General features: G+C 53.5%; 21 protein-coding genes and 1 tRNA gene. 8 read left to right on the plus strand and 14 right to left on the minus strand.

The features are described from left to right. Positions 1-134: 134 nt before the first annotated feature. Positions 135-1109, minus strand: coding sequence for a UvrD-helicase domain-containing protein (locus Q8N00_12975; protein ID MDP2383704.1), 975 nt, complete (start codon positions 1107-1109; stop codon positions 135-137). Between the two features lie 333 nt (positions 1110-1442). Then, complete coding sequence (locus Q8N00_12980) at positions 1443-1955, minus strand: hypothetical protein (GenBank protein ID MDP2383705.1); 513 nt, start codon at positions 1953-1955, stop codon at positions 1443-1445. Positions 1956-2653: 698 nt separating this feature from the next. On the opposite strand from Q8N00_12980, the gene Q8N00_12985 reads away from it, so the two are divergent. Next, positions 2654-3715, plus strand: a complete 1062-nt coding sequence (locus Q8N00_12985; protein MDP2383706.1) for an SIR2 family protein — start codon at positions 2654-2656, stop codon at positions 3713-3715. 197 nt (positions 3716-3912) lie between these two features. Here the strand turns inward: Q8N00_12985 and Q8N00_12990 are convergent, their stop codons facing one another. Then, a complete protein-coding gene (locus Q8N00_12990) occupies positions 3913-5202 on the minus strand; it encodes an AAA family ATPase (GenBank protein MDP2383707.1) in 1290 nt (429 codons plus the stop codon). 506 nt (positions 5203-5708) lie between these two features. Continuing rightward, positions 5709-6350 carry an outer membrane beta-barrel protein gene (locus Q8N00_12995; GenBank protein ID MDP2383708.1) on the minus strand — a complete coding sequence of 214 codons (642 nt, stop codon included), beginning with the start codon at positions 6348-6350 and terminating at the stop codon, positions 5709-5711. A gap of 172 nt (positions 6351-6522) precedes the next feature. Here Q8N00_12995 and Q8N00_13000 point away from each other — a divergent pair, with 172 nt between their 5' ends. After that, complete coding sequence (locus Q8N00_13000; protein ID MDP2383709.1) at positions 6523-6849, plus strand: helix-turn-helix transcriptional regulator; 327 nt, start codon at positions 6523-6525, stop codon at positions 6847-6849. A gap of 94 nt (positions 6850-6943) precedes the next feature. On the opposite strand, the gene Q8N00_13005 is transcribed toward Q8N00_13000, so the two are convergent. From Q8N00_13005 to Q8N00_13035, 7 genes are all read right to left on the minus strand, one after another. Next, entirely contained in the window at positions 6944-7249 is a 306-nt protein-coding gene (locus tag Q8N00_13005) for a hypothetical protein (GenBank protein MDP2383710.1), read from the minus strand. A 33-nt stretch (positions 7250-7282) separates the two neighbouring features. Then, entirely contained in the window at positions 7283-7882 is a 600-nt protein-coding gene (locus Q8N00_13010) for a thermonuclease family protein (GenBank protein ID MDP2383711.1), read from the minus strand. Positions 7883-8031: 149 nt separating this feature from the next. Beyond that, on the minus strand, positions 8032-8976 hold the full coding sequence (locus Q8N00_13015) for a hypothetical protein (GenBank protein MDP2383712.1): 945 nt from the start codon (positions 8974-8976) through the stop codon (positions 8032-8034). Positions 8977-9414: 438 nt separating this feature from the next. After that, positions 9415-9987, minus strand: a complete 573-nt coding sequence (locus tag Q8N00_13020) for a hypothetical protein (protein MDP2383713.1) — start codon at positions 9985-9987, stop codon at positions 9415-9417. Between the two features lie 22 nt (positions 9988-10009). Further along, complete coding sequence (locus Q8N00_13025) at positions 10010-10321, minus strand: helix-hairpin-helix domain-containing protein (protein MDP2383714.1); 312 nt, start codon at positions 10319-10321, stop codon at positions 10010-10012. Positions 10322-10334: 13 nt separating this feature from the next. Next, entirely contained in the window at positions 10335-10688 is a 354-nt protein-coding gene (locus Q8N00_13030) for a hypothetical protein (GenBank protein ID MDP2383715.1), read from the minus strand. 967 nt (positions 10689-11655) lie between these two features. Continuing rightward, positions 11656-12261 (minus strand): hypothetical protein, encoded by a 606-nt coding sequence (locus tag Q8N00_13035; GenBank protein MDP2383716.1) that lies wholly within the window; start codon positions 12259-12261, stop codon positions 11656-11658. Between the two features lie 381 nt (positions 12262-12642). On the opposite strand from Q8N00_13035, the gene Q8N00_13040 reads away from it, so the two are divergent. Further along, on the plus strand, positions 12643-13581 hold the full coding sequence (locus Q8N00_13040; GenBank protein ID MDP2383717.1) for a hypothetical protein: 939 nt from the start codon (positions 12643-12645) through the stop codon (positions 13579-13581). Between the two features lie 312 nt (positions 13582-13893). Next, on the plus strand, positions 13894-14973 hold the full coding sequence (locus Q8N00_13045; protein MDP2383718.1) for a site-specific integrase: 1080 nt from the start codon (positions 13894-13896) through the stop codon (positions 14971-14973). A 13-nt stretch (positions 14974-14986) separates the two neighbouring features. On the opposite strand, the gene Q8N00_13050 is transcribed toward Q8N00_13045, so the two are convergent. Next, positions 14987-15062, minus strand: a tRNA-Met gene (locus tag Q8N00_13050). Between the two features lie 167 nt (positions 15063-15229). Between Q8N00_13050 and Q8N00_13055 the strand changes: the two genes are divergently transcribed. Then, positions 15230-15880, plus strand: coding sequence for a hypothetical protein (locus tag Q8N00_13055; GenBank protein ID MDP2383719.1), 651 nt, complete (start codon positions 15230-15232; stop codon positions 15878-15880). 87 nt (positions 15881-15967) lie between these two features. On the opposite strand, the gene sthA is transcribed toward Q8N00_13055, so the two are convergent. Continuing rightward, entirely contained in the window at positions 15968-17380 is a 1413-nt protein-coding gene (gene sthA / locus Q8N00_13060; GenBank protein MDP2383720.1) for a Si-specific NAD(P)(+) transhydrogenase, read from the minus strand. Then, entirely contained in the window at positions 17377-18246 is an 870-nt protein-coding gene (locus Q8N00_13065; GenBank protein MDP2383721.1) for an HDOD domain-containing protein, read from the minus strand. Before Q8N00_13065 ends, sthA begins: the two co-directional genes overlap by 4 nt. Before the next feature lie 586 nt (positions 18247-18832). On the opposite strand from Q8N00_13065, the gene Q8N00_13070 reads away from it, so the two are divergent. The 3 genes from Q8N00_13070 (at position 18833) to Q8N00_13080 (ending at position 24209) form a co-directional block, all read left to right on the plus strand. Then, positions 18833-19540 (plus strand): response regulator transcription factor, encoded by a 708-nt coding sequence (locus tag Q8N00_13070; GenBank protein ID MDP2383722.1) that lies wholly within the window; start codon positions 18833-18835, stop codon positions 19538-19540. 589 nt (positions 19541-20129) lie between these two features. Continuing rightward, on the plus strand, positions 20130-21539 hold the full coding sequence (locus Q8N00_13075) for a sigma-54 dependent transcriptional regulator (GenBank protein MDP2383723.1): 1410 nt from the start codon (positions 20130-20132) through the stop codon (positions 21537-21539). Positions 21540-22058: 519 nt separating this feature from the next. Continuing rightward, entirely contained in the window at positions 22059-24209 is a 2151-nt protein-coding gene (locus Q8N00_13080) for a tetratricopeptide repeat protein (GenBank protein ID MDP2383724.1), read from the plus strand.

Below are 24209 nucleotides of genomic sequence, written 5' to 3' on the forward strand. Positions count from 1 at the left end.
AAGGAGCCTGACCTGAAGCGGGCCCTGGGAATGAACGCGAACCATGACGGCATCGACGGAGCCCGGAAGGCTCCCTAACCCGGAGGACGGACCCCACAGTTCTAATTGTCGCCAACCATCAATTCTAATTGACGTCAGACAGCTTGATCGTCGTCTCCTGTTACTACAAGGGTAGCCTTTTCCGCTAGGCATTTGATTAGCATGAAATCCAACTTATTTATGTCTTGGAACTCATCAACAATAATCTCTGTAAACTGCCCATGAATACCACTCAGGAGTTGTGGACTCTTTTGGAGAGACCGCAGGGCACGCAGTTTTTGGTCATCAAAGTCCATGCATCTGTCTTGCTGAAGCGCTGACTCGTAGGCTTTAAAGAGCCAGTAGAGGGCCTGAATGACCTTCTTGATGGAAGTGGCGTCACCCCCCAGATGAGACAAGAGTAAATCTTTGATCTCTTTCCGAAGTGTGGTTGTGATGAAATCCGCAAGATGCTGAGGATTTATGTCTCTCGGGTCGAATATTTGATTTTTCAACAAGCTATATAAGTCTCGGTAGAATCTCCTCTCCACATTGGCGGGTAGGACCGCATACTGTTCTGGTCCTCTTCTGCGAAGTTCTTCTAATCCTTCACGAATGATACTTCGTTGGCGATGCTCGGGTACAATGGTTTTGTGCTCTTCGGTGAAATACTCGCGAAGGAGACCCCATCCAAAAGCATTTAGAGTAGAGATTTTAAGCCCATCAAGTTGTGCGGGGTATTGCAGAAGTTGGTCTGCCAGTTTGTTCCTAAGTGATGACGCGGCAGCGTTGTCAAAGGTGAGAACGAGTATCCGTTTGGGGTTTACGCCGTTCTTGATACGCGTCAATACGCGATTGATTATTGTCTGAGTCTTGCCGGACCCTGCGGGAGCAACTAGACGAATAGTGGAATCGACGGCTTCAATAATTCTGTTCTGGTAGGGATCGGCGGAAGGCAGGAATGTCCGCAGAGCTTCCCTGATATCAACCGATGCTTCATTGATGCCACGTTGAAGTTCATCAAGTGCTTCTGAGCGAAGCTCAAAATTTTCAGGAAACTCAATATGAGAATAAATATGATCTGAAGACATGGCGCTATTGACTCGGTAGGCCTTCCGAAGCATACCTTTCGAGGCGATGCGATTACCACCCTAACTTGGAGGCAGGCTCAATCTGGCAATATTACGGGCAATTACTTGCAATGTGGTACCCCTTAGATTCAGCCTCTGCCGTACTCGCAAATTCGACTCGGTTGTGCGGAGCTACTTGACTATAATTCGGACAATCAGGCCGGTGGTAGATGTGGCTGCGATGGTTGCCGATGATGGGATAGGGTGACGTGGAGGCGGACGTATCGGGTTCGACGGCTCCCACCAGTGGCGATCCAAGTATCTTTGCAAGACAAATTATCTTCCTCGTCGGTCTTACTTCGGCTGGCCCAGAATGTTACCGCCCACTCTTTCTCTGGTTGAATCTACTGTAATCACGATCGCCGCCTGGATATCCCGGCCTTCGTTTCCCCGTATCCGTATGATCCACGCTTTATCTCCAGGATTTTCTGGAACTGTTTCGACTAACTCGATTTGTGACCTTGAGGCATCTGGCTTTCCAGGGACTTGGGCATAGGCGCGCAGGGTATACTCAACCGGCTTTTCTTCCTTGGAGATGTGATAGATCGGTCCATTTGTTGGAAGAATAGGGAAGAATCCCTGGAGGGTCGATCCTGTGTAGACTTGCATGAAGTTATATAATTTAGACCCACCTTCTGACGTATAGTAGAACAACGTCACATACCCTTTAGGCGTATGGAATTTGACTTCATCATTCATGATGCGAGGGGTAAGTGGTTCGCTTGGGGGCTTCTCTCGAACTTCCTGCACTTGGGCACACCCCACCAGAACCACACACACCGCTACTACCAGCCTGCTGAACATCATGCGCCCTCCTACTCTAGAAAAGTTTCTGTAAGGTATACGAGTGTTGTAATTATGTCCATCCTAAACCAGGTAAGGAGGAAAAGTATTAGAAACCATTTCCAGGTGAGTGGCGGTCAGGCGGGCATTGCAGGGAGAAAGGATGAATTCTGATTTTTGCGGCACGTGGCGAGTCTGTTCCTTCAAGAAGCTAAGAAAATCCACATGGATATATGCGCAACAATAATACGCATATGCCCCCGGAACCAGATACAGGAACAGTCCAATCCTCATCACGCAACACCATGCAGTTATCATCTCCTTACGAAATAAGAAAAGTGGGTCCTGAGACCCATGAGGCTAGGATGAGCCTTCAAAGGCTCTGGGAAGAGCCCTGTCTACAAAGGGTGTCGGCTTCTCGTGCGCTAAGGCGGCGTTAAATCAGTGGATGTGAGGAGGCGCAGGCATGGTCATAAACCAGATGATTGAGGGACACTCTGAATCCTGCTGCCTATGGCTTGTAAGTTGTAGATTCCCCCCACTGAGACAACAGCAGACAATATAACCCGCGGGGGAACCGACCATTGCCTCAAACGGTGATAGACATGGCTTGGAAGTGGCTCACCTGTTCCGGTAGTAGAGAGGCAGCAGAAAGAACTGGGTTGATCGATCTAGGAGGATGGATTAGAAGTGAGGAGGAAACTTCACATCAGAGGACACCCATGACCGAACAGGTTAGATCGTTATCTCCCGCGAAGACCATTCTCCTCACAGGAGCAGGGTTCACGAAGAATTTCGGCGGATACTTAGCCAGTGAAATGTGGGAGGCTATTTTCAATCAAACAGAAATCAGTGAATGCGAGCCACTTCGATCTTGCCTGTTACAGATTGAGACCTTGAATTTCGAAAAGGCATATGACCAGATTTTGTTCTCTGGGAAATTCCACTTGAATGAACAAATGATCTTCAAGCGTGCCCTGAGAGCCGCATATGAGGAACTCGACTCATTGGTGCTTCAGTACACGTTGAGTCATCAGGGCTTTGTCGATTATGTGTTTCGAGAACTTATTGTTCGCTTCAGGGGGCAGGTAGAAGAGCGGGGGTTTCTTTTTACCTTGAATCAAGACATGTTCGTCGAGCGGTTCTTTCACTCAGAGAATTTCCGACTCACGCTCCCTGGCCTCAATAACCCAGCTTGGTTTAACCTTAATAAGTCGCAATCTCCAGCTAAAGAATACTTGGTCACAATCCCGAGCGATACTGATGACATTCAGAAATTGAAACATGCTTTTTCGGATGAGCGTTCCGAGAGTTTCGTATACGTAAAACTTCATGGTTCATATAACTGGTTTGGGAAACATGGTGGTGATGTGATGGTCGTGGGGAATGCGAAAACTGAAGCTATCGAAGGTGAACCTCTATTGAGGTGGTATCAGGAGTTGTTCCGAGAAGCCATCAACGAGCCTGATCGGAAGTTGGTTGTCATCGGGTATGGCTTTGGTGACGAACATATCAACAAAGAAATTGCCGACGCAATCGCGAAAAACGGCTTGAGGCTTTATGTCATTAGTCCGATGGAACCTAAGAGCTTTCGAGACATACTTTGCCCCGTGCATGGTGTCATGGAGCGGGTTCCACAAAATTTCAGTATACAGACGAATATATGGGAGGGTTTGGCAGGATACTACTGTGCTTCTGTAACAGACCTTTTCAGCACGGCCATCTTGGGTGGTGGTCCACCCCCAAGAGCTAAATCGCTCCTTCGTCAGCTCGATTTGATTTGACGATCCGCGGTTTAGGGAGCCGTTTTCGTGACCCTACTCAGGCCTACTGGAACTCAATGGGGCCAACGAGAACCAAGAGTTAGAGAAAGCTGGAACTTTTCACATCCTGATCTCCCAATACCACACGCCGACCGTTTAGATGGTCGAAAAAACAACCGTTTTGACCATTCTGCTTCTACTGGTGATCGGTTCTACGGTCAGGATGAGGAGCCATTATGCACAGAGTCAGCTGGAATGGGCACCAAACCACTGGCTGTATGACTCTGCGTGTAACCCTTTATCCAAACTGCAAACGATTTGCTAGGTAAACGATATGACCCTGATTTGCCCTCTTTCGCTATTATGATATCTCGTTTTTTCAAAGCGGCTATAGCATTGGTGAGAGTTGATTCCTTAATTTTAGCAGCCTTTCGTATTTCCTCCTTACTCACCCAACCATCCAAATGGTCGCTCATTGCCCTAAGAACCTCCCTGTACTCATCTGAGCCTATCTGATCAAAATATAGATCGTGGAAATATTTCACGCCGAGTTGCTGAAAGGCACCGTTTTCCTTGAAGGCACCATCAAAAAAGTCTTTGACATCAATCGTGTTATCCTGATCAGCATCAAAGGCCGAAGAGGCGAACTGTTGAATGAACTGAGGATATCCTTCTGAAAATGTAGCAATCAAGTTCTCAGCCTCGCCTGTAATAGAAACCTCAAGGTCATTCTTGACTTTAGCTTCATCCAATCCTTTCCGAATGACCTGTATCCGCTCATCAGGGAAAAGTGGCCCGAGCGTCAAAACCTGAAAGATTCGCGGGGACGATTCGTGGCTTCGCTGCAACTTTTGAATGAGGACGGGTAGACCGGCAAGTCCAATTGCGATCCTGGAGCACCCCCGTTTTGTTAGTCGCTCAGTGAACACCTTGACAAACTCCCCTAGATTGGCGCTATGCGGTGGTTTATCCGCTTCGTCAATAAGGATCAGGATACCGTCCCGCTCTGTACTACCCATAGCGGAAAGTGTTCGCTCTATTGTGTAAGTTAGTTCATCCAGTAGGTCTTGTGGTCGGGGGGCATCATCTCCCTTTGTGTATTTCACTCCTACCCCTGCAACGTTCACCTCCCATCGAGCCAGAAAGTCCCAAGCGGTCTTAAAGGTTTCCTTGGCCTGATTCTGAGCTGCAACGACTCTTTGGAGTTCGGCCCCTATTTTTCTGATGATGTCTAAGTAACTATTTGATGGGGATAGCTCGACATGCACGACAAGAAAATTAAAAGTTCCACAGCTGATCGACCCAATCTCACCCCTTGCTATGCACTGGGTGTAGAACAGGAGGGAAGATTTTCCAATCCCTCGCTCCCCATGGATCAGGAAGTGAGATGCATTATCGTTCTTGGTCTGGAAGAGGACGCGTTCTAAAGCAAGAATTTCTTCTACTCGGCCGGAAAACATACCAGGGGTCACAATGCTGCCTGGTCTAAAAGGATTGTAGCGGGGCATTGTAGTAGCTCCTTGCCTTCAAGGTTATTCGCTAAGTCGCTAAAGAATTTGTTTTTTGAACAGGCGGAAGGATACGTCAAAATCCTGGGAAAATCGACTTCTCGTGGCATGAGTTTGGAGAGGGGTTTTTGACCTCTGTGTGCAGAATGACTAGACAGGCTGAGAAGACAGAGGGTGGGTTCTGTTCTACAGTACGAAGTAGTGAGTCAAGCAGGAATCGAACTAGAAACAGTTTCGGTCGTAAAACGGTCGCATAGCAGACCTACTTTCCGCTCGTTCCCTCTCACCCAACCTCACTCTTTCTCAGGTCACAACTCGTTGACATTCTCGCATAAATCCTGTCGAAACCGCGTCAGCGTTGAGGATGCTTGGTGTACCACAAGTCAAATCCCGCCTTTGGCCCCACGACTCGAAAAGCAGAGCGTGAGTGTCCGATCTGTCCATGGAATTGATTCGTCCTCCGAAACCCGGACACCCTCCCGCCAACGCTGCACCGGTCACACGCATTAGAAATGATACCCCGCCCCAAATACGACGAAGTGCGCGTTGTAGTTGGCGTTGAAATCCCTGCCAGGGAAACTTGCGTGGTTGTACTTGTATTCTCCGAAGAGGGCAATCTGTTTCGTGATAAGCACACGCGTTCCTGCCAGGACGTTTAAGCCTGGTCGGACCTCCGAGCCAGCCGTTGATGTGGGAGTAGTGAACCAAAACAATCCGAGCCCAACACCCGCGTATGGTTGAATGACTTGTCCAGGGTACCGATACACCACGTTCAAGGCCGCCGTTGTCACTCGCAGGTGGGCTCCCGGAACTGTTGCCGTTTGTGACCCTGATGGGCTACTCAGCGTGAGCTGCTGTTGCTTGAGATAGGGGGTTGCGGTATACAGTTCCGCCTCGCCACCAAAGTACTTCAGACCGTCTAGAAAGTGCCCCACCTTCAGGCCATAGATCGGGGAGTTCTGAAGACCAAGATTCGATCCTGTACTACCTGTAATATCCCCTGTCCCCCTCACGTCACTTAACTGTGCAGACAGTCCGTAACCAGCGAAACCGGCCACATAGGACTCTGCGTTCGCTGTCCGCTGAAAGAGAACCAACGACCCACACACACTGAGGATGAGAGTCAGCCACCCCGTGAACTTGATCATAACGATCCCCCTCTATGAAATAGGAACCAACAGTAGTGAAATAGCGACTCACTGAACTCCACACACGTAGTAAGTGTATCTATGGGTTCTAATTTGTCAATGTAGTACGTCTGGTGGTGGGTTAATCTAATGGGGCTGCCGCCGCATACTCCCGCTCAGGAGGGGTGGCAGCATGGATATCAAACGAGCGGTAGGGAAGCGGATCAAGATCGTGCGGCAACGGAACGGACTGACTCAGGATCAACTCGCCGAACAGGTGGGGTTGAGTCCGAAATACATTAGCGGCATCGAACGAGGGGTGGAAAATCCCACCATGGATATTCTTATCCGTCTTGCCAAGGTGCTGGGAGTGGAACCGTATGATCTCTTCCTGTTTGGAGAGTCAGAGGAGAGTGAGAAGGCGTTGCGAAAAGGGATCGAGAAGATGGTACGGGAAGTGGATCGGGAGAAGCTTCAGTTGTATTTCGATGTCATGAGGAACATTCTCCAACTCACCTGAAGCGACAGATGAGGGACAAACATCTGATCTTAATGCCGCGCCACAGAATTTCTATCAAATTTGTGGGTACGTTGAAGTGAGCGAGAAGACCTTCTTAGTGACCGATGATCCCGCTCAACCGTTGCATCTGACGGTACGCCGCCTTCGCTTGAAATCTTGATGGGTGTTTCTTGTAGTGGCACGCTTGGCAGTACCACTCCACATCGAAGGGTTTCCGGTAGTCATGATGATGGCCCTGTAATCGTTGCTTCGGGAACCTCTTCCGACAACGCTGGCAGCGAATCGGTTTCTTGACTTTCCCTGCGGCTACGGCCTTTTGGAGTTTCCGTTGGGCAAGATGGCGCTGCCAGAGCTTCTCCAACTTCTGTGGGCTCGCAAGAAGGGATCTTCGGAAGCTCATCTATCAAGTCTAGCAGATCATTCGAGCATGTCCTTACGGACAATTCTTTGCCAACCGATATCCTGCTTCTTCTGCCTCAGCAACACTCCCAAACTCCACCCGGTTCCGAGGCGCAATCTGGCTGTAATTTGGACAATCAGGCCGATGGTAGATGTGACTGCGGCGGTTGCCAACGATGGGATAGGGCGAAGTGGGGGTAAGAGAATCTGGTTCTGCTGTGCCTAGCCGTGGTGGACCGCGAGAAGTACTGCTATTCTCGGTTTCGCTATTCAGCGGCACCAGGTCTAACAGGTCGAGTGTCTGTCTTCGTTTGGCTTTACGGTAGACCCACGGGGGGATGGGTGCAGGATCAACCCATAAGCCTTTTTTCGCCTCTCGTGCTGCCTTCTCCAATCCTTCAAGTGCCGTATCTCCCGGCGCATACTTCCGATACCACCAACACCAGCCTTGCTTGACGAGTTCCTGATTGAGATTCATCCCATCGGACAGGATCACATCGGCAAGGGTGCGCTTGTACTTGTCGTGGCCGTGCGTCTGAACGGTGACTTCCTTTCCGAAGGCGAGGGCAGAGGCCGCCTGCTTGGCCTTCTGGCCGTAGGCTTGGCGTCTCTCCGGGCAGTCAATACCACTCAAACGGATGCGCTCCGCTCTCCCGTTGTGGAGCACATCAAACGTATCACCATCGAGGACACCGACTACAGCGCCAGTGAAATCTGGTGCGCCGGCACTCGCTGACGTGAAAAGGAAAAAGACGATACCAAGGGAGGCTAAGAGCCGCTTGTTCAAGCTTGACCGGGCTCCTCAGTCCATCTGCTGAATGGCTCAATGGCCGTAAACCGACCGTTCTTACTCATGTCCCGTCGTAGCTCAAACTGACCGAGACTCTCAGTAACCTCTATGGCGGACAGGTTCCCAAAATTGATCTTAGACCACGCTTCACGTGTCACCCTGACACTGTACAAGTACTCATCCGAAATCTCACCCGTGGTTTTGTTCGGGCGCTGAGAATATCCCGACAGGACAATCTCTGAAATGGTAGGAAGAGAAGCAAAGGCCTCTCCGAGAACACGAAACGCAATGCCGTGGACATGACGCATGTAGAGCTGAGATGCCTTCGTATCCGACAGCTCTTTCATGGTGACTTTCCAGCCTCGGCCTCCATAGGTGGCTGTCTTTCGTGGTACGTCCTCGATTTCTGGAAGATCAACCTCAATGACAGCGCCTTTCCCATCCTCTGATATGTTCAAAGAAATGATGGTTTCACGCGGCCACTCTATTACTTGAAGGCGTTGCTCCAGCACCATTTGCATAGCGTCTGGCTCCTTATAGAGCCGCTCCTGAAGAAGAAGACGACGCTCAGACTCCGACTTTTCATGCTTGGCCTTGTAGTCTCGCCAAGTATTCATTCTGTCATCGTACTCAGCTTCAGCCCTGGCATTCTCTGTTTCAATTCGCTTTCGCACCCATGGGAAGAGGGTTCCCCAAAGACCAAATCTCTTAGGGTAGGGAGCAACGGGTGGATCGTTTGTAAAAGGAACTGGGGTATAGACGGGTTTTTGTGACGGCGACGGGGTGGCAAGATGGATCACGTCAAGCGTTTCAATTTTCTGGTTGATCTCATCACAATTCTTAATGAGCCAGGCCTTCACGGTGTCCCCTTGTTGTTTTTTAGCCAAGTCTTGAAGCGCCGGAGAAAGAGGGGCTCCATCCTGGTCCTTAAAAAGCACGGTGCCATCATCTTGTAGGGAAATGGTTACTCCGAGGCTTACCTTCTGAGACCCGGAGGAACCTGAGCGGGACGGACGTTGAGGCGAATGGCCAACGCGATCTCTCAAGGAAAATCCGCCTGGTAGATTCACGTTCCGATAGGTCCCGCTTGGGCCGAACGACATGGAGGCACCACGCGGGCCTACGGAGAGGCCAAATCCACTCTTGCTCATGTTGAGTCGAAGACCGGGGGCAAGCTTGAAGGACTTCCTGAATCTCAATCCCATCGGTTTTTCTCCGTGTAAAACCTGCTATACGGTATTGTGCCTTCGTCTTCGGTACCCTGCTGCCCATCTCAATGATGCCGCCCAGCCTTACTTCTGCTTTCAGCGGCAGGGCCATGCGAATGGTAGCGGACCAAGCCAGCACAAACTTAAAGCCACCTCAGAATACAGCGGTTACTTTTGAGGGACTATATATGGGACCAAGGCTCTATTGAGCTGTTTATATAACTCCTCTATCCCAATCTGATCCGCCTGAGCCTGTCGTTGAAGCCTCTTTGCGAGGGCGATAGGGTATTTGTAGCTCTTCCGGTTCTTCATCATATTCAAGTCTGATACAAAAACGTCAGAACTTTTGATTTTCTGATGTGTGTTCATTACCTTCCCAACCGCTCCAACTGTCACAATCAGCCACGCTTTCTTTGACGCTTCGACTGAAAATATCGACTTCTCTGATATCAGAATAAAATTCAGGGCTCCACGATCTGATGTTGGCAAGCACTTAGTGTTTGTATAGTCAACAAGAGCATTCATGAGATTTTCGATTTTATGGCAAAGGCCCGCTGCTTCAAGCACTTCATCAGCTAGAGCCGGAGCAGCGTAGAAAATCGTACTCGTAACGAGTAACGAAGCGAAAAGAAGTAAGCATTTAACTTTGCTCTTCCTTGTTTCGCCACAGCAATTTCCCACGTGTTTGTAGACGGCGGTGTCTTCGATAAGTCCAGGGGTTCCATGGTAAGGGGGGGTCATCTGCTCTCCTTAAAAGTAAGCCCTACTTCTGCTTCGCCACAATCTGATCCTTGATCTTGTCGTAGGTGGCCTGCGGGATGATCTTCTTTTGCACCAGCTCATCCTTCCGCTTGTATGGGCGTCCCTTGATAATCTTGGCGGAGTAGGCATCCCCGATCCCTGGCAGGGCTTTGAGCTTGTCGGCGGTGGCGGTATTGATGTCGAGCAGTTCAGCCTTTTCGGCAGCTTGGACCACTAAGGAGCCGGTCACTGCAAAAGGTATCAGGGGGAGAGCAAGCAGGAGCACGCTTCCCAGTCCTACGCGGAGTGCCCACCTCACGAACATTGACCCCATAACTGCCTCCTTGTTAGTGCGTCGTGCCCTTAGGCAATCTCTGCCCCATTTCAATGATCCGTCCCAACCGTTCAAGCAGGTCCATCGACTGGTGCGAGGTCAGCCCATGCTTGTTGAGAAGCGCGAGGATGTCGTCAATGATCTTGTTCTCGGTCTCGGTGAGCACGTACGGCTCCGGGAAGGCCGTCTCAGGGATTCGTACATGAGGGTTCCTCCGCCGTAGCTCGTCGATGATGGTGTGAAGGTCTTGCTTGGTGCAGAGGCCCTTCTGTTCCAGCAGTTCGACCATCGCGGCGATCTCCCACATGTTGGAGATGGTCGCTTCTTCTAGGGACATTGTGTCGCGTTTGGGGCGGTCGGTGCTCATGGGCTGCTCTCAGCGGATTCCTATATTTGCTGCCAGAGGTATTGCTCCATCTCCTCCCGTGACTCGTCGTCAATCACGAGTGTTTCGACCCCATACTCTTCGCCTCGGACCCATCGAACGATTCCAGCAGCTATCTAAGTCCGTTGGTGAGTCGGTAGGTTCACTGTAAGCGAACACACTTCCCCGACGCGCAGCGGCAGATTGCCAGAGAACCGCCAGCCTGTGCCGGAGAGATTCCACACGGTGCCGTGGCCCTCAAAGAGACCGCATTGGTAGGTGACAGGGCAACAGATGGGGAAGCGACGGTAGGGACGAACCGAGAAGGGCATGGGGAGCCTCCAGAGGGAGGCCAATTGTAGGATGGTTACTGAGTGGTCGCAAGAGCCGACGAGGGCAAATGGGGTATTTCTGGCCGTAGCGACTTCTGACGGAGACCTTCCAGGCAGCCCGTGATGGACTGTCAAGGCTCTAGGACGCGCGTGGTAGTATGGGAAGAGTAACCATTGGCTGTCACCTCTGTCCACAAAACTCTCTCAGGGCTTAATAGACGTTCAGGACGAGGCACGGGGAGGGGAGTCGATGATGCATCTTGCTCCGTGCGAGTCCACCGTTCGATTTTCTACTCCCGGTTTCACTCCCGGTTCGCTCCCGGTTTCACTCCCGATTCCAGGTCCAAATCAATCTCACCTAATCACAGTGCTTCATCATGTAGAGGGACCTAACTCATGATCGTTGCAAAGGATTATCTCACTCTGTCACACTATATCATCGCCCTTCACACTTCCCTTAGGTGGGTCTTCTAAGGCGAGGGTCAATTTTCGGAAAACCGAGGATGACAGTTTCGACACTCTGATTATCTAAGTCTCTTTTCCCAGACCGCAGCCTTAGGCATGCCCTGCCTAAGGCTGCACCTGTGCACAGGAATGATTGTTCGCAAACGATAAGAAGAAGGGTATGGACGAGTTTTTCAATGGGATGCGCCAGACGGGCCGACGGGTGAGGCCGACTCCCATTTTGCGTAGAAGGGAATGCCAGTCCGTAGCGTTTCTAGGATCCGAGCACGATAGTGTTTATAAAAGAATTCGAGTTGATTTAGACGCTCAGCTCCCTTCTCGTCCTTGAACCAGTCTTTCCGTTCATGCCATTCAGCATTGAACGTCACCTCCTGCTGGTTCGGATAGAACAGCCGGCCAAGAAGTCCCATGTGCGATCGTCCGCTAATCTTCTCGAAATAATTCCGTAGATCAAATACGGCACTCCATAGCGCCTCATTCCGCCGGCGATGATTGGGACTGGGGGCATGCGGCTGTATTTTGAAGAGATTCCTCTTCAACACTATCTGACGTCGCGCTTTCCAAGATTCGTTCAAGATCACCTTCCAATAGGGCTTCCACTGCGCCCCATAATCCCTCTGCACCCACCGTTTGATCTTCCGTTGATAGGTCGGCGACTCTTTCTCCGCGGTGAAGGGAACGTCTGTCGCGCCAATCACCCCGTGCCAGGCCATGACAAGCTCGACGAAATCGGGATCTGCTTTCATAGCCTCGATTTCTTTCCGAAGAGTGACGTCCATCGCAATGTCCAAATTAGGGGGGCTTCCACCCCATACGAATCGAGGTCGTGACGTGATTTACTCAGAGTAGCTGAAAGATCCGTGCTGGCGTGATGTCAACCCTACACCTTCCGCCTCGGATCTGACAATAATCTTTATCTGACTTTATGAACCCGAATAGGTTCATCCACTTTATAGGGGTAGGAAAGGAGACACATCATGTGCATCTGCAGATTCTGCAGTCGAGCGTTTGAGAGTCCGCAGGCTGTGAAAGCGCATCTTCGAACATGCCGGAACTATCTGAGATCCAAGCACGGCAACGCGACGCGGGGGCAACCCTTCACCCCTCCTCTTTACAAATCGATATCTCCGCCTCCAGGTCCCCCCACCCCAAATGAGACGGTGCAGCCCTCCAACCCCTATGCCAGTTTTGTGGACCAGATCACGCAAAAACTCGCTGACCCTGATGAGGCGACACGGCTGAGACAGAAACGGCAGGCATTGCTCACGGGGCTATGTACCACCCTCGTGGATTGGTATCGCCCCTCGGAGGGCGTCATCACACCTGAAATGGTCGCGGCGGCCAAAGTCGCGATCCTGGACGAACTTGGTGCGTTGGCGATCGAAGCGCTGCCGCAAGCCGAGTTGACGCTGCGTGGAGCCGCGATTCGGAACCGCATCTTTGCCCCCTACGTGTGGAGGCAACAGGAGCTGGTGGCGCACCAAAACGAGCAGCAACAGCAAGACGCACTGCGAATCCAACACGAAGCGAGCATTCGAGCGCGTCAACTCAAACGTAAAGCCATGCTCATCGAACTTGGTATCACTCGCGCGCTGCAATCGGCTTCGTCACGTGGCATCCTCCATCGCGCCCTCGTGGTACTGGAATGGGAAGTCCGTGCGCGTCTTGAGGCCTGGCTGGTTGGCGACGAGACGGACTCACAGGTCGACGAAACGATCGAGGCCGCGATCGACCGGCCTCTTTTGGAGTGGGAGGCGCGCGTGGAGCAATATCAGAGCGCCCAACGCCAGCGCATCATGGATCACTGTCTCACGGTTGCGTTACCAGTCGTGGAAGCCGCCGTGCCGTGGGTGAAGGCGGTCGTTGTCAGAACAATCTGCGAGACGCTCGGCATGCAGTCCCCACCTTCTTCTCCACGGAATGAGGCAGGTGCCTCGTCCACGAACGAGGCGGCTCCTGACAACTCCGACGCCCCGACGCCACGCCAGGTCCGACGGCGTCGGGTGTCTCCAGCCTCTCCACCCATGGATCGTGGCGAAGCGTCTGCTACCCAGACAGCACCATCGGCGTCATCAGAAAAATGGACGGCCTCGAACTAAATCGTATGGTCCTTCTGAATGTCAAAGAGGTGTCGCAGTGGCTTCAGGTGAAACCGTCGACGGTTTACCTGTGGGCGGCCGAAGGAAAGATTCCCGCGCTGAAGATTCAGGGGGTCATTCGCTTTCAGCGCGAGAAAATTGACGCGTGGCTTGCGGGGTGTCAGCTCGAGACGCCGGACCCGTCGCGACCGGCGAACCAACGCCCACGGTCCAGCGAGATAGATGGGATCATTGCGACCGCCAAAGCCGAGGTCTATACTTCGTCCCACGGGAAACCAGACCAAGACAGGGCCACACGAAAGGGGGATTCCCATGGCTCTGTATAGACGAGGACTAGTTTGGTGGATGCGGTTTAGTTATCAGGGACGACAGATTCGCCGATCGACGGACGTGACAGACCGGAAGCTGGCGGAGCGGATCTATTTCAAGGTGCGGGGCCTGATGGCCGACGGCACTTGGGTGGAGACCCCACCCCCGAGGCCACACAGAACGGTGAAGGACTTGCTCGAACGGTATTTGCGAGACCACTCGGCCCCGAATAAGGCGGCGATGACGCACCGCCGGGACCACAGTCTTGCCGCGCACTTGTTGCGCGCGTTCGGCGAGATCCCCCTGGATCAGCTCCGGCCAGCGCGGCTCGCAGAATATAAAGCGAGCCGACGCGCCCAGGGGGCGGCCCCACAGACGCTCAACGCGGAGCTCATCTTGTTAGGCCATGCCTACAAGCTTGCGGTGAGGGAGTGGGAATGGGCCACCGACAATCCCGTGCTCAAAATTGCCAAGGAGAAGGTCAGGAATGGTATTGAGCGCTGGTTGACCACGGAGGAAGAGCACCGATTACTCACGGTCTCTCCACCCTGGCTCCAGGAGATCATCGTGTTCGCGCTCCATACGGGGATGCGACGGGGGGAGATCCTGACGCTGCAGTGGTCCCACGTGGATCTGGTGCGCCGGACGCTTACGATTCTGGAGCAGAAGAATGGCGCACGGGATACGCTGCCGGTGAATGAGACCGCGCTGGCCGTGTTACAGGCCCGCGCCACCGTACGGACGAGCGGGACGGAGACGGTCTTTCTCAATGGAGCAGGCCACCCACGGGAGGCACGGAATCTGTTGCGAGCGTTCTATCCGGCGATGCGCAAAGCGGGAATTACGCGATTCCGCTTCCATGACCTCCGGCATACGTTTGCGACCCGACTCATCCAAGCCGGGGTCGATGTCTATACGGTCCAGAAGTTGGGCCGGTGGAAAACGATCTCGATGGTGCTGCGCTATGCGCACCATCAGCCGGAGAGTTTGCGGGGCGGCGCGGAGGTGCTGGATCGACTGCGGCGAGAAAGTAGCACACAATTAGCACAAGGGGTGATGGCCTCCAGTGAAGCCGTCGCGTAACCCCTTGAAAATTTGGTGGCGGTGTCCCGGATTGAACGGGAGACCCGCGGCTTATGAGTCCGCTGCTCTACCAACTGAGCTACACCGCCAGAATCGATGGTACGTAACTGGGCGATATAATACAGGAATGATTTGGAGAGTGTCTACAGCGTGGCAACAGTATTTTTAGTATAATCTGCGGCATTTTATCGTGTGCGATATATTTTGTTTCTCCTCGCCTGTTGGTTCTAACCTATTCGTTCCGGTAGACTGTCGCATGATTCACCCGCTTCCTTCCAGTTGCGAACATGCGATCCTTGAACAATTCCTTAAAGCGGAGGCCATGGCCTTGTGGGCGGTACGCTCTGCGCAAGCGCAGGATGTTCCTCCAGGAGTGTTGCAGTTTTTAAGACGACATGAGGAAGAGGAGGCGCAGCACCTCAAGCAGTTTGAGCTGCTGTTGGGAACGAAGTCGCATGGAAAGACCTCGCTTCCACGGGTACCTGATCAATGGAGGGTGCTGGTAGTCCACCTCTACGGATACGAAACGTTGGGGCTTGAGTTTGCACGGCTGTTAGTGGGTTTGCGACCAGATCTCACGTCGATTATGGAAGATGAAGAGGTGCATGTCGGATTTTTCGAGCAGGAGGTCCGTGCCATTCTCAGTCGTGGAGGACTTGCTGCAGAGGGTGCGCGACAAGCGGCACAGGCCTGGAGACGGCGGTTGCCTCGCACGGTTGATCGTTACCTTCACGATGAGAGTCTTGCGCCCTTTCGTGATGAATTGCGGCATCACATTCTTGGCGTGATCGATGCGCGGTTTCTCGCATCTGGGTTATTGGCATGGTCGCAGAAGCAGGAATCATCTGTGGAGAAGCAGGCAGGGGGGGAGTCGGGTGCCTGTTCTGTATTCGAATCAAATGGGTAAGCTAGGCTGCGGTGACTCGCGATTCGGAGTTCTGGCTTCCAGCTCCTGACGTTTCGAATCGCCTCGTGCCACACCGTTTTCGCCGGTTCATGCAGCCTGTGAGGCCAGCCGTTTCTGCCGTTGACCTGCAATATCAAGCGCTGCGATGCGATAGCCCTCAGCTAACGTAGGAAAGTTGAAAATATTCTCCACAAACGAATCGATGGTGGCGCCATGTTGTAGCGCGATCTGGCCAACGTGAATCAGTTCCGTCGCTCCTTCTCCGATGATCTGGACCCCCAGCAGGTATACGCCGGTCGGATCGGCTACCAGCTTCATCAAGCCGTTGGACAGGCCTGAGATTTGACCTCGGGCAATTTCGTCGAATCGCGAGCGGCCAACGAGGACTTCTCGATAGCGTGCTCGTGCGGCTGCTTCGTCTAGTCCGATACTGGCCATCTCGGGGATCGTATAAATGCCGACTGGAATGTCGGATGAGCGTCCTTCGGGGAGACCCAAGGCGTGACAGACGGCTCGACGGCCCTGCTCCATAGCCGTGGAGGCCAGGCCCGGTGGACCGAGTAGATCTCCGACTCCGTAAATGTGTGGAAGGGCCGTTTGGCAATGTTCGTTGACAGCCAACGTCCCCTTTTCGGTGAGGGGTAGCCCTGTGGCGCTGAGATTGAGGTCTTCAAGATTCGGCTGTCGCCCCATGGCCACAAGCATTTTATCGCTCGTAATGACCTGCCCGTCCTGGAGGGTCGTCACGACCTGAGAGATCCCATCCCACAGGACGCTTTTGATGGCTTGTCCTGCACAATAGCGACCGCCCTGTTGCTCAAAGCTCTGCACAAACATCTTCACGAGTTCCGCGTCCAGAAACTGAAGGGGACGATTGGCCCGATCGATAATGGTTACCTGCACGCCAAGCGCGGCAAAGATCGACGCATATTCCGATGCCACGACGCCTCCACCGAGCACAGTAAGGGAGCGTGGCAAATAAATCATGGAGAGAATCGAGTCACTGTCCAGAATATGTTCGTGGTCGATGGGAATCTCGACCGGTGCACGAGGTCGTGACCCGGTGGCAATGACAATCGTGTCGGCAGTGAAGAGTTGCTTCACCCCGTCGACCGAGAGCATTTCGAGTAGGGTGGCGGAGCAAAACCGGACGCGTCCATGGAAAAACAAGATACCGTTGCGCGTGAGCTGTTTCTCCATGTAATCGCCATGTGCCGTGACCACTTCATCCACACGGCGCATCAGTGAGGAGACGAGAATATTGGGCGGCACACGAACATCTAATGTGGTCGATGATCGTTTGGATCGGTCTAATTGCAGGGCGCTTTCGCGAAGCGTCTTGCTGGGGATCGTTCCACGGTAGACACACCCACCGCCGACACCTGGCTCGCGTTCGATCACGGCCACACGTTTGCCTGCCTTGGCACCCTGGATGGCTGCCTTCTGGCCGGCGGGACCACTTCCGATTACGACAATGTCAAAATGTGTGGGAGTGCTCATAGCGTCATCGTGTCTACCAGGGTGAGGACCTTATCCTTGAGACCGAGCAGCGTGTCTACGTCGTTGGGATAGAGGTTGAGATCGGCAAATACGCTGTGGTCGCGAAGGCTGCTGTCATCGAAGAAATCTGGCACGAGTATATTGGTGGCTAGCCGGTCGGCCAGGCAGGTCATCATCGCTTCGTGTTTATGTGTGGGCGCCTGCTCATAGACCGTATGGTAGGCGATGGCTTCGGCGACTTGGGAGGGCAGGGCCCATTCCGTGGCGATCAAAATACCCACGCGGGAATGATACCCGTTGAGGAAGGCGAGGATCGCGTGGGGCTCGAGCCGCACCTGCAGTTCCGTGGCAATCGTCGTGACTGTCTTGAGGACGACCGATTTCCCAACCGTATGCAGGAGCCCGCAGAGGTAGGCGCTTTCCACATTATAGCGGCGGAGGCGCGCGATTTCTTTGGCATAGGCTCCGCTCGCCAGCGCGTGGCGCCACAGTTGTTTGATATCCGCTTCATAGCCTGGAGTCTTGACGGCTGCGCTTTTGAGGGAAATGGTGACGGCGATCTCAGACAGTTGGTTGACCCCGAGCATCGCGACGGCATGCTGGAGTGACATAATCGGAGCTCTGGGCATATAAGCGGGAGAGTTGGCAATTTTCAAGACATGGGCCGCCAATGCCTGATCCTGGTGGATGAGGGCAGAGAGGCGCGCCGCGTCTGCCGATGGATCATTGGTCAAGGCCATGACCTGACCTGCGACTTGAGGAAGTACAGGTAATTCGATGCGGTTCTTATCGACCCGTTCGATTAAGGCCTGCTCGACCTGCTCCGGCATGTCGATATTCGTCGATCGATCTATTTCGGTAGTCATGTTGTCGGTGGTCCTTGAGAGCGGTTTGTGACCAGTGTGTTTTGGTATAGTCCCTTGTCGGTAGAAAGACGTGGAACTTTAGTTTCCTGGTCCGCTTCGCTAGGGGTGGGATTGTATCGGCTATTCGGGATCTCCCCCTTGTGGAGGATTCAGCCTCTTGAGAATCGATCGGTCTGCAAGGGCCTGAAAGCTGTGATCATTGGCTGGAAGGATTCCTCCGCGTATCAATGCGTAGCGGATAACAAGCAATTATACGTAAGTCTCCAGATGTCGGCATATGCTGACATAGTCGCCATCCTAACTATACCTCTATGCAGCTCTGCCTAGAGCCGATTAGCATCATTGCTATAGATAGTAAAGGGATTTATTATTCCTTGTAGCGGCGCGGTAGTCGGACTGTGAGGCTCACCGGTGTATCTGCAACCCTCCCTAATCTCTCCCCGTAAAAGTGTGCGAAATCTCGTTGTTCTTGTTCCTCTCGATCGAAATATCCCGTCGATTTCTCTGCATGAAACGCTGTGCGTAGGGAGACGCCGGTGGCTGGCGTCGCTCTCCATGCGCGCAACAACCGTTACAAGGGAGAAGTATGTTGATTAGCTCGACTACGGTGCCAGTCAAAGTGTTGATCGTGGACGATCACGAAGTTGTTCGAGTGGGATTGCAGACAGTGCTGAGCCGACAGAGCAGTATCCAAGTCGTTGGCGAAGCCGCGACGGTCGAGGATGCGATTCGTGAATCCTGCGATCTCAAGCCAGACGTGGTGCTCATGGATGTTCGCCTGTCCGGGGGGAGTGGCGTGGATGCCTGTCGAGCGATTCGGAGTTCCTGCCCCAATACGCGAGTGCTGTTTCTTACGTCGTACCAGGACGATGAAGCGGTGCTCGCCGCGGTCATTGGGGGCGCACACGGGTATCTGTTGAAGCAAGTCAATGTGGATGCATTACTGCGAGCTATCCATGCCGTCGCCCAGGGCCAGTCGATCCTCGATCCAGCCATTACCCAGCCGCTCTTGACCCGTATGCGGTCGCAGCGAGAGGAAGCGTCCGAACCACGGGCAATGCTTTCCTCCCAACAGCAGCGTGTCCTCGCGCTCGTAGCAGAGGGAAAAACGAACAAGGAGATTGGATCATCGCTCGAATTGAGCGATAAGACGGTCAAAAACTATATCCGGTTCATTTTCCAGAAACTCAAAGTGACCCGCCGTGCTCAAGCGGCTGCCTTTTTCATTCGAGACTCCCATCCTGAGAAGCCGATGGGTTTACACGTGCCGCTAATGGTGGAGAAGGGCCACTGATATTTTTGCTACGGTCGATGAGGTTTTGCCTGAATTCATCACGGTTTCGTCGAGTTACGAAGCCCTCCGTTCATCCAGCGATCGACTCCTTCCAGTGATTGACATTCCCTTCCTCGGTGACGTTCCTTTTTTTCAGCCGTAGGCATTGTAATCTCGCTTCGCATGAGATGCTGCGTTCTCATGCTTGTTGTCTCAGCCTGGCCAGATACTTCATAGGCCGCGCATTCGGCCGATTCTGACAATCGGCAGATCGCAGTTCCATGTGGTCTAGGGCCGCGCAGTTTTTGCCTAGCGGTGAATGGCTCTATTGCGATAGAGCATAGGGCTATCTGGTTCTATTTTAAGGAATATCTAGCCCTCTATCACTAGGGGCATAATGCGTTCAACGTACGAGCCATTAGGCACTTTCCGTTATAGGAATCTCATCTACGCTTAGTATCGATGCGCTTCTTGTATGACATGACATCTCAGCTCGGTAAAAAATGCCCATGCAAATCCTGCGTGCAGCGCTCGAGCGGTCATCGTGAGTATTCTGTGCTGGAACATGCCTTCGCCATCATATGTCATCACCTTTCATGAGGAGTACGTTATGAGTCTACTGTCTATACTTGTGGTTGAAGACGATGAAGGGGTGCAGAGCCTGCTTCGGAGACTTTTAACGCAAGAGGGCCATCAGGTCACGGTGGTCGGGAACGGACAGGAGGCGATTCGAGTCGCTCAAGAGATTCCCGTGCATGTGCTGCTGACGGACCTGAAGCTGCCCGATATCGATGGCCTGGCCGTCCTGGAGCGCATTCTGCAGATCGATTCGAAGGTGATTGGTATCGTGATGACCGGCTACGGCTCGATTGACGGTGCGGTGAAGGCGATGAAGGTCGGCGCATTCGATTTCCTCACAAAGCCGTTCGATAACGAAGCGGTAACCATCGTGATCAATAAAGCATCGGAGGCGCATCGTCGTGGGCAGGATGTTCGTGGTCTGCGGAAATCTACACGCGTTCCGTATCGGGCTGAGCCGTTGGTTGGCACCAGTGAGCCGGTCTTGCGCGTCTTGGACTTTGTTTCGAAGGTGGCGGACCATGACAGCACGGTGTTGATTCAGGGCGAGAGCGGGACCGGTAAAGAGTTGGTCGCACGGATGTTGCATTTTAACAGTATCCGGAAAGACCGCCCGTTCGTGCCCGTCAATTGTGGAGCCATTCCCGAAAATCTGCTTGAATCCGAGTTGTTCGGTCACGAGAAGGGTGCCTTTACCGGCGCCGCCCACACGCGGATCGGGCGGTTTGAATTGGCACATGGCGGGACCATCTTTCTCGACGAAATCGGTGAGTTGAGCCTCGGGTTACAAGTGAAGCTGCTTCGCGTCTTGCAAGAACGTTCCTTTGAGCGGGTAGGGGGCACGAAAACCATCGACGTGGATGTCCGTGTCGTTGCTGCCACAAATCAAGACTTGGAGCAGGCGGTCCAGCAAAAACGTTTCCGGCAGGACCTGTATTACCGCCTCAACGTGATTCCCATCACGACGCCTTCGCTAAAGGAGCGACGGAGCGACATTCCGCAGTTGGTCAATCATTTCATGGAGCGATTGAATCGTACGAAGCAGACCGCTATTACAGGCTGCTCCACGGAGGCGATGACCAGTTTGATGGGACATCATTGGCCGGGAAATATCCGTGAGTTGGAAAACATGATTGAGCGTCTGGTGGTCCTGAAACAATCGGGAACCATCGAGGTCTCAGATCTTCCCGAGCGTGTCTTCCCGCGACCGGCTCCGTCGGATCAGGTTGAGGAACAGTTCATTGGGTTTACTGACCAGGGGGTGAGTTTGTCACGAGAACTCGAGCAGCTCGAACATCGTCTCATCGTTGGCGCGCTTCGCCGCGCCAACGGGATTACGAGCAAAGCCGCCCAGCTGCTTCAGGTCAACCGCACGACACTCGTCGAGAAATTGAAGCGAAAGGGGCTTGCCACGAAAGCACAGAGTTGCCTGGCATTTTAGCGACGGGTCCTCGCAGATCGTCTACAGCAAGATGCTGAGCGCGTTTTCCTGGGTCGTGTCTGGATCGCGCAAGAGTCCGTGATCCGTATGTTTCGATTTGCGTTCTCATTCCGTATCGTCCTGTCAGATGGCCAGTCTGTGGCCATCTCGACGCGTCCACCTTCCGTGATCCACTGATACCACCGTATCGTTTCCTGTCCTGCTAGATCTGATCCATGGATGATCAGTGTGCGGCATCGTCTCCCAGCGGGAATCGAATGAAGTACGTGGGTGTCCCGAGGTGAGAAAAACTACTGTGCTGTGCCTCTGTTGCACTGTGCTTGGATCATTCTTGATGAATTGCTCTTCCCTCGTTGCGATTGTGTCCGTCAATCATTTGACCCATCTCACGGATGATGCGTTGACGATTTGACGAACCTCACGATGGCGCAGCAGCCATCGCCAGTATTTCCCACGCAGAATGAATATTTGGGTACAAATTACAAAGGGCACAGAAATTGCTGAACCCGTCATGTGTCTATGAAAATCACGACATCTTGCCATTGGTTGCTCGCCTGCCTGCTCACGCAGGCTTTCCCGTTGGACGCCGCTGCTGCAGCGGAGAGCCACTCGTCTTCCGCTGCGGCATTGCCTCTTCAGGCAGGAGCGGTTCAGGAGACTGCTCCTACAGCGATCTCAGGGCTCACGCTACCAGATGACGGGCCTCGCTACGACTACCTTGCAGAAGGATCGAACTCATTGCAGTTCCAGGAGGCGATTGCCTCATTTAAGCATGGGGACTATGCCCTGGCCCGCGAAGGATTCTCCACGCTTATCAATCATGATCCTGGCAGCCGACTGATGCCAGCGATCAAGGCATTTGTTGCAGAGATCGCGTTGCGTGAAGATCCGACGACTCGCGGGCGGTCCGAAGCCATCCTCCAATATCGAGCCCAAGCTCGTCAGTATCCGAAAGATCCGAATACGTCCCGTGCACTCTGGAGGATCGGGGATCTGTATGTCGAGATGGGATGGTTGCAGGAGGCCATCATCGCCTATGAATATGCCGCCTCTCATGTATCGCTTCGAGCGGATGCAGACCGATCCCTCTTGAGTTTGGGCGTCATCCTTGAATCACGCGAGCGTTGGGTAGAAGCGGAACGGGCATTCGAGTCGGTTCGGAAACGCACGAGCGACGATCGAGTCCTCAGACGTTCGACCTTGGGATTGGCCAACAGCCTGTATGCGCTCCAGCGCAAGCGAGAGGCCCAACCCCTCTACGACATGCTCTATCAGCGCTGGCCGGATCTCCTCAAAAGCGAACCGCAGTATTTGCAACAATATGGCGATGTGCTCGCCGGTACGAACGAGCGGCAGCGCGCCCGTGCGGTCGACATCCTGCTGTTTAATCTGTATCCGGCGAGCCCGTATGCCGGCGCGGCACTCGTGCGCATCGGCGACAGTCACCGCCAGCAGAATCAGTCGACCTATGCGGAGCTATTCTACCACGTCGCGCAAGAGCGGTATGTGGGCATGCCGGCCGCCGTGGTTGCTCGTATGCGCCTGGCACAGATGGAGGAACGACCTATCCAGTTTGAGAAGGGAGCCACGTCGAACAGCGATAAGGGGAACGTGAGCCAGGTCGACGAGTTCGTAAACGCCTCCAAGAGTGTGAAGGTGTATCAGGACATTGCCAAGACCTATCAGGGAGATGTTCTCGGGAGCGAAGCCCTGTTCCATCTGGCAGAACATTACGAGTTACGTGGCGATTCGTTACGTGCCATCCAGGTCTATCAAGACGTTGCAAGACGGGCGGGCACCATTCAAGACGATCCATGGCCACCGATGGCGGGACGTCATCTCACCAGCATTTTGAAACCACAATTGGAAGCCGCACTCAAAGCAGGGAAAGATGTCTTGGCGGTGGCTCTGTTCTACAACCACGGACATGCGCCTGAGCATTCATATGCCGGGACAAAGACCTTGTTGGCCGTCGCGGACTCCCATCGACGGCTGGGCTTCTCCAGCCAGGCATCGCGCCTCTATCAATTGCTGGTGCGGGATCGAAAAGCAGCGTCGCTGCACGAAGCGGCACTTATCGGTCTTGGCGAGAGTTATGTGGATCAGCGGATGTATGCCGCTGCTCGGAACGTGTTCGAGAATTTTCGTCTGCAATACCCGCAGAGCCCACAGACGATGCCGGTGCTGCGGCAATTGACCACGGCGATGCTTGAGCAAGGCGACCGTCCCGGCGCGATCAGATTGATGCGGCAATGGTTGCGGACGCACCCTAAGGCGCAGGAGCGAGGGTGGATGCAACTGGCCTTGGCAAGAACGCTGGCCGCCGATCATCAACCGGTCGAGGCCGTGGCGGCATTCGAAGAGGCGGCACGCCATAAATTCATGCAGTCGCAAGGGGATCGACTCCTGTTAGCGGACCTCTTGACCTCTCTGGAAAAACATCAGCAGGCCGTCGATCTGTATCAAAAAATTCTGGCGTCGAACCCGGCGCCTGATCAGGCCGAATGGGCGCGCTTGCAGATCGTCAGAAATCTCGCCACACAGAAGTTACATGGTCCGGTGCGCGCGGTCCTGACGCCCGGCGCAGGGACTGGCGATCCGCTGCTGTATCGAGCCGCGGAAGCGATACAGGCCAGTATCCGCGTCACCACCGACAAAGAAGGAGGATGA

This window comes from Nitrospirota bacterium, from assembly GCA_030684575.1.
In the GTDB taxonomy this organism is placed as follows: Bacteria; Nitrospirota; Nitrospiria; order Nitrospirales; family Nitrospiraceae; genus Palsa-1315.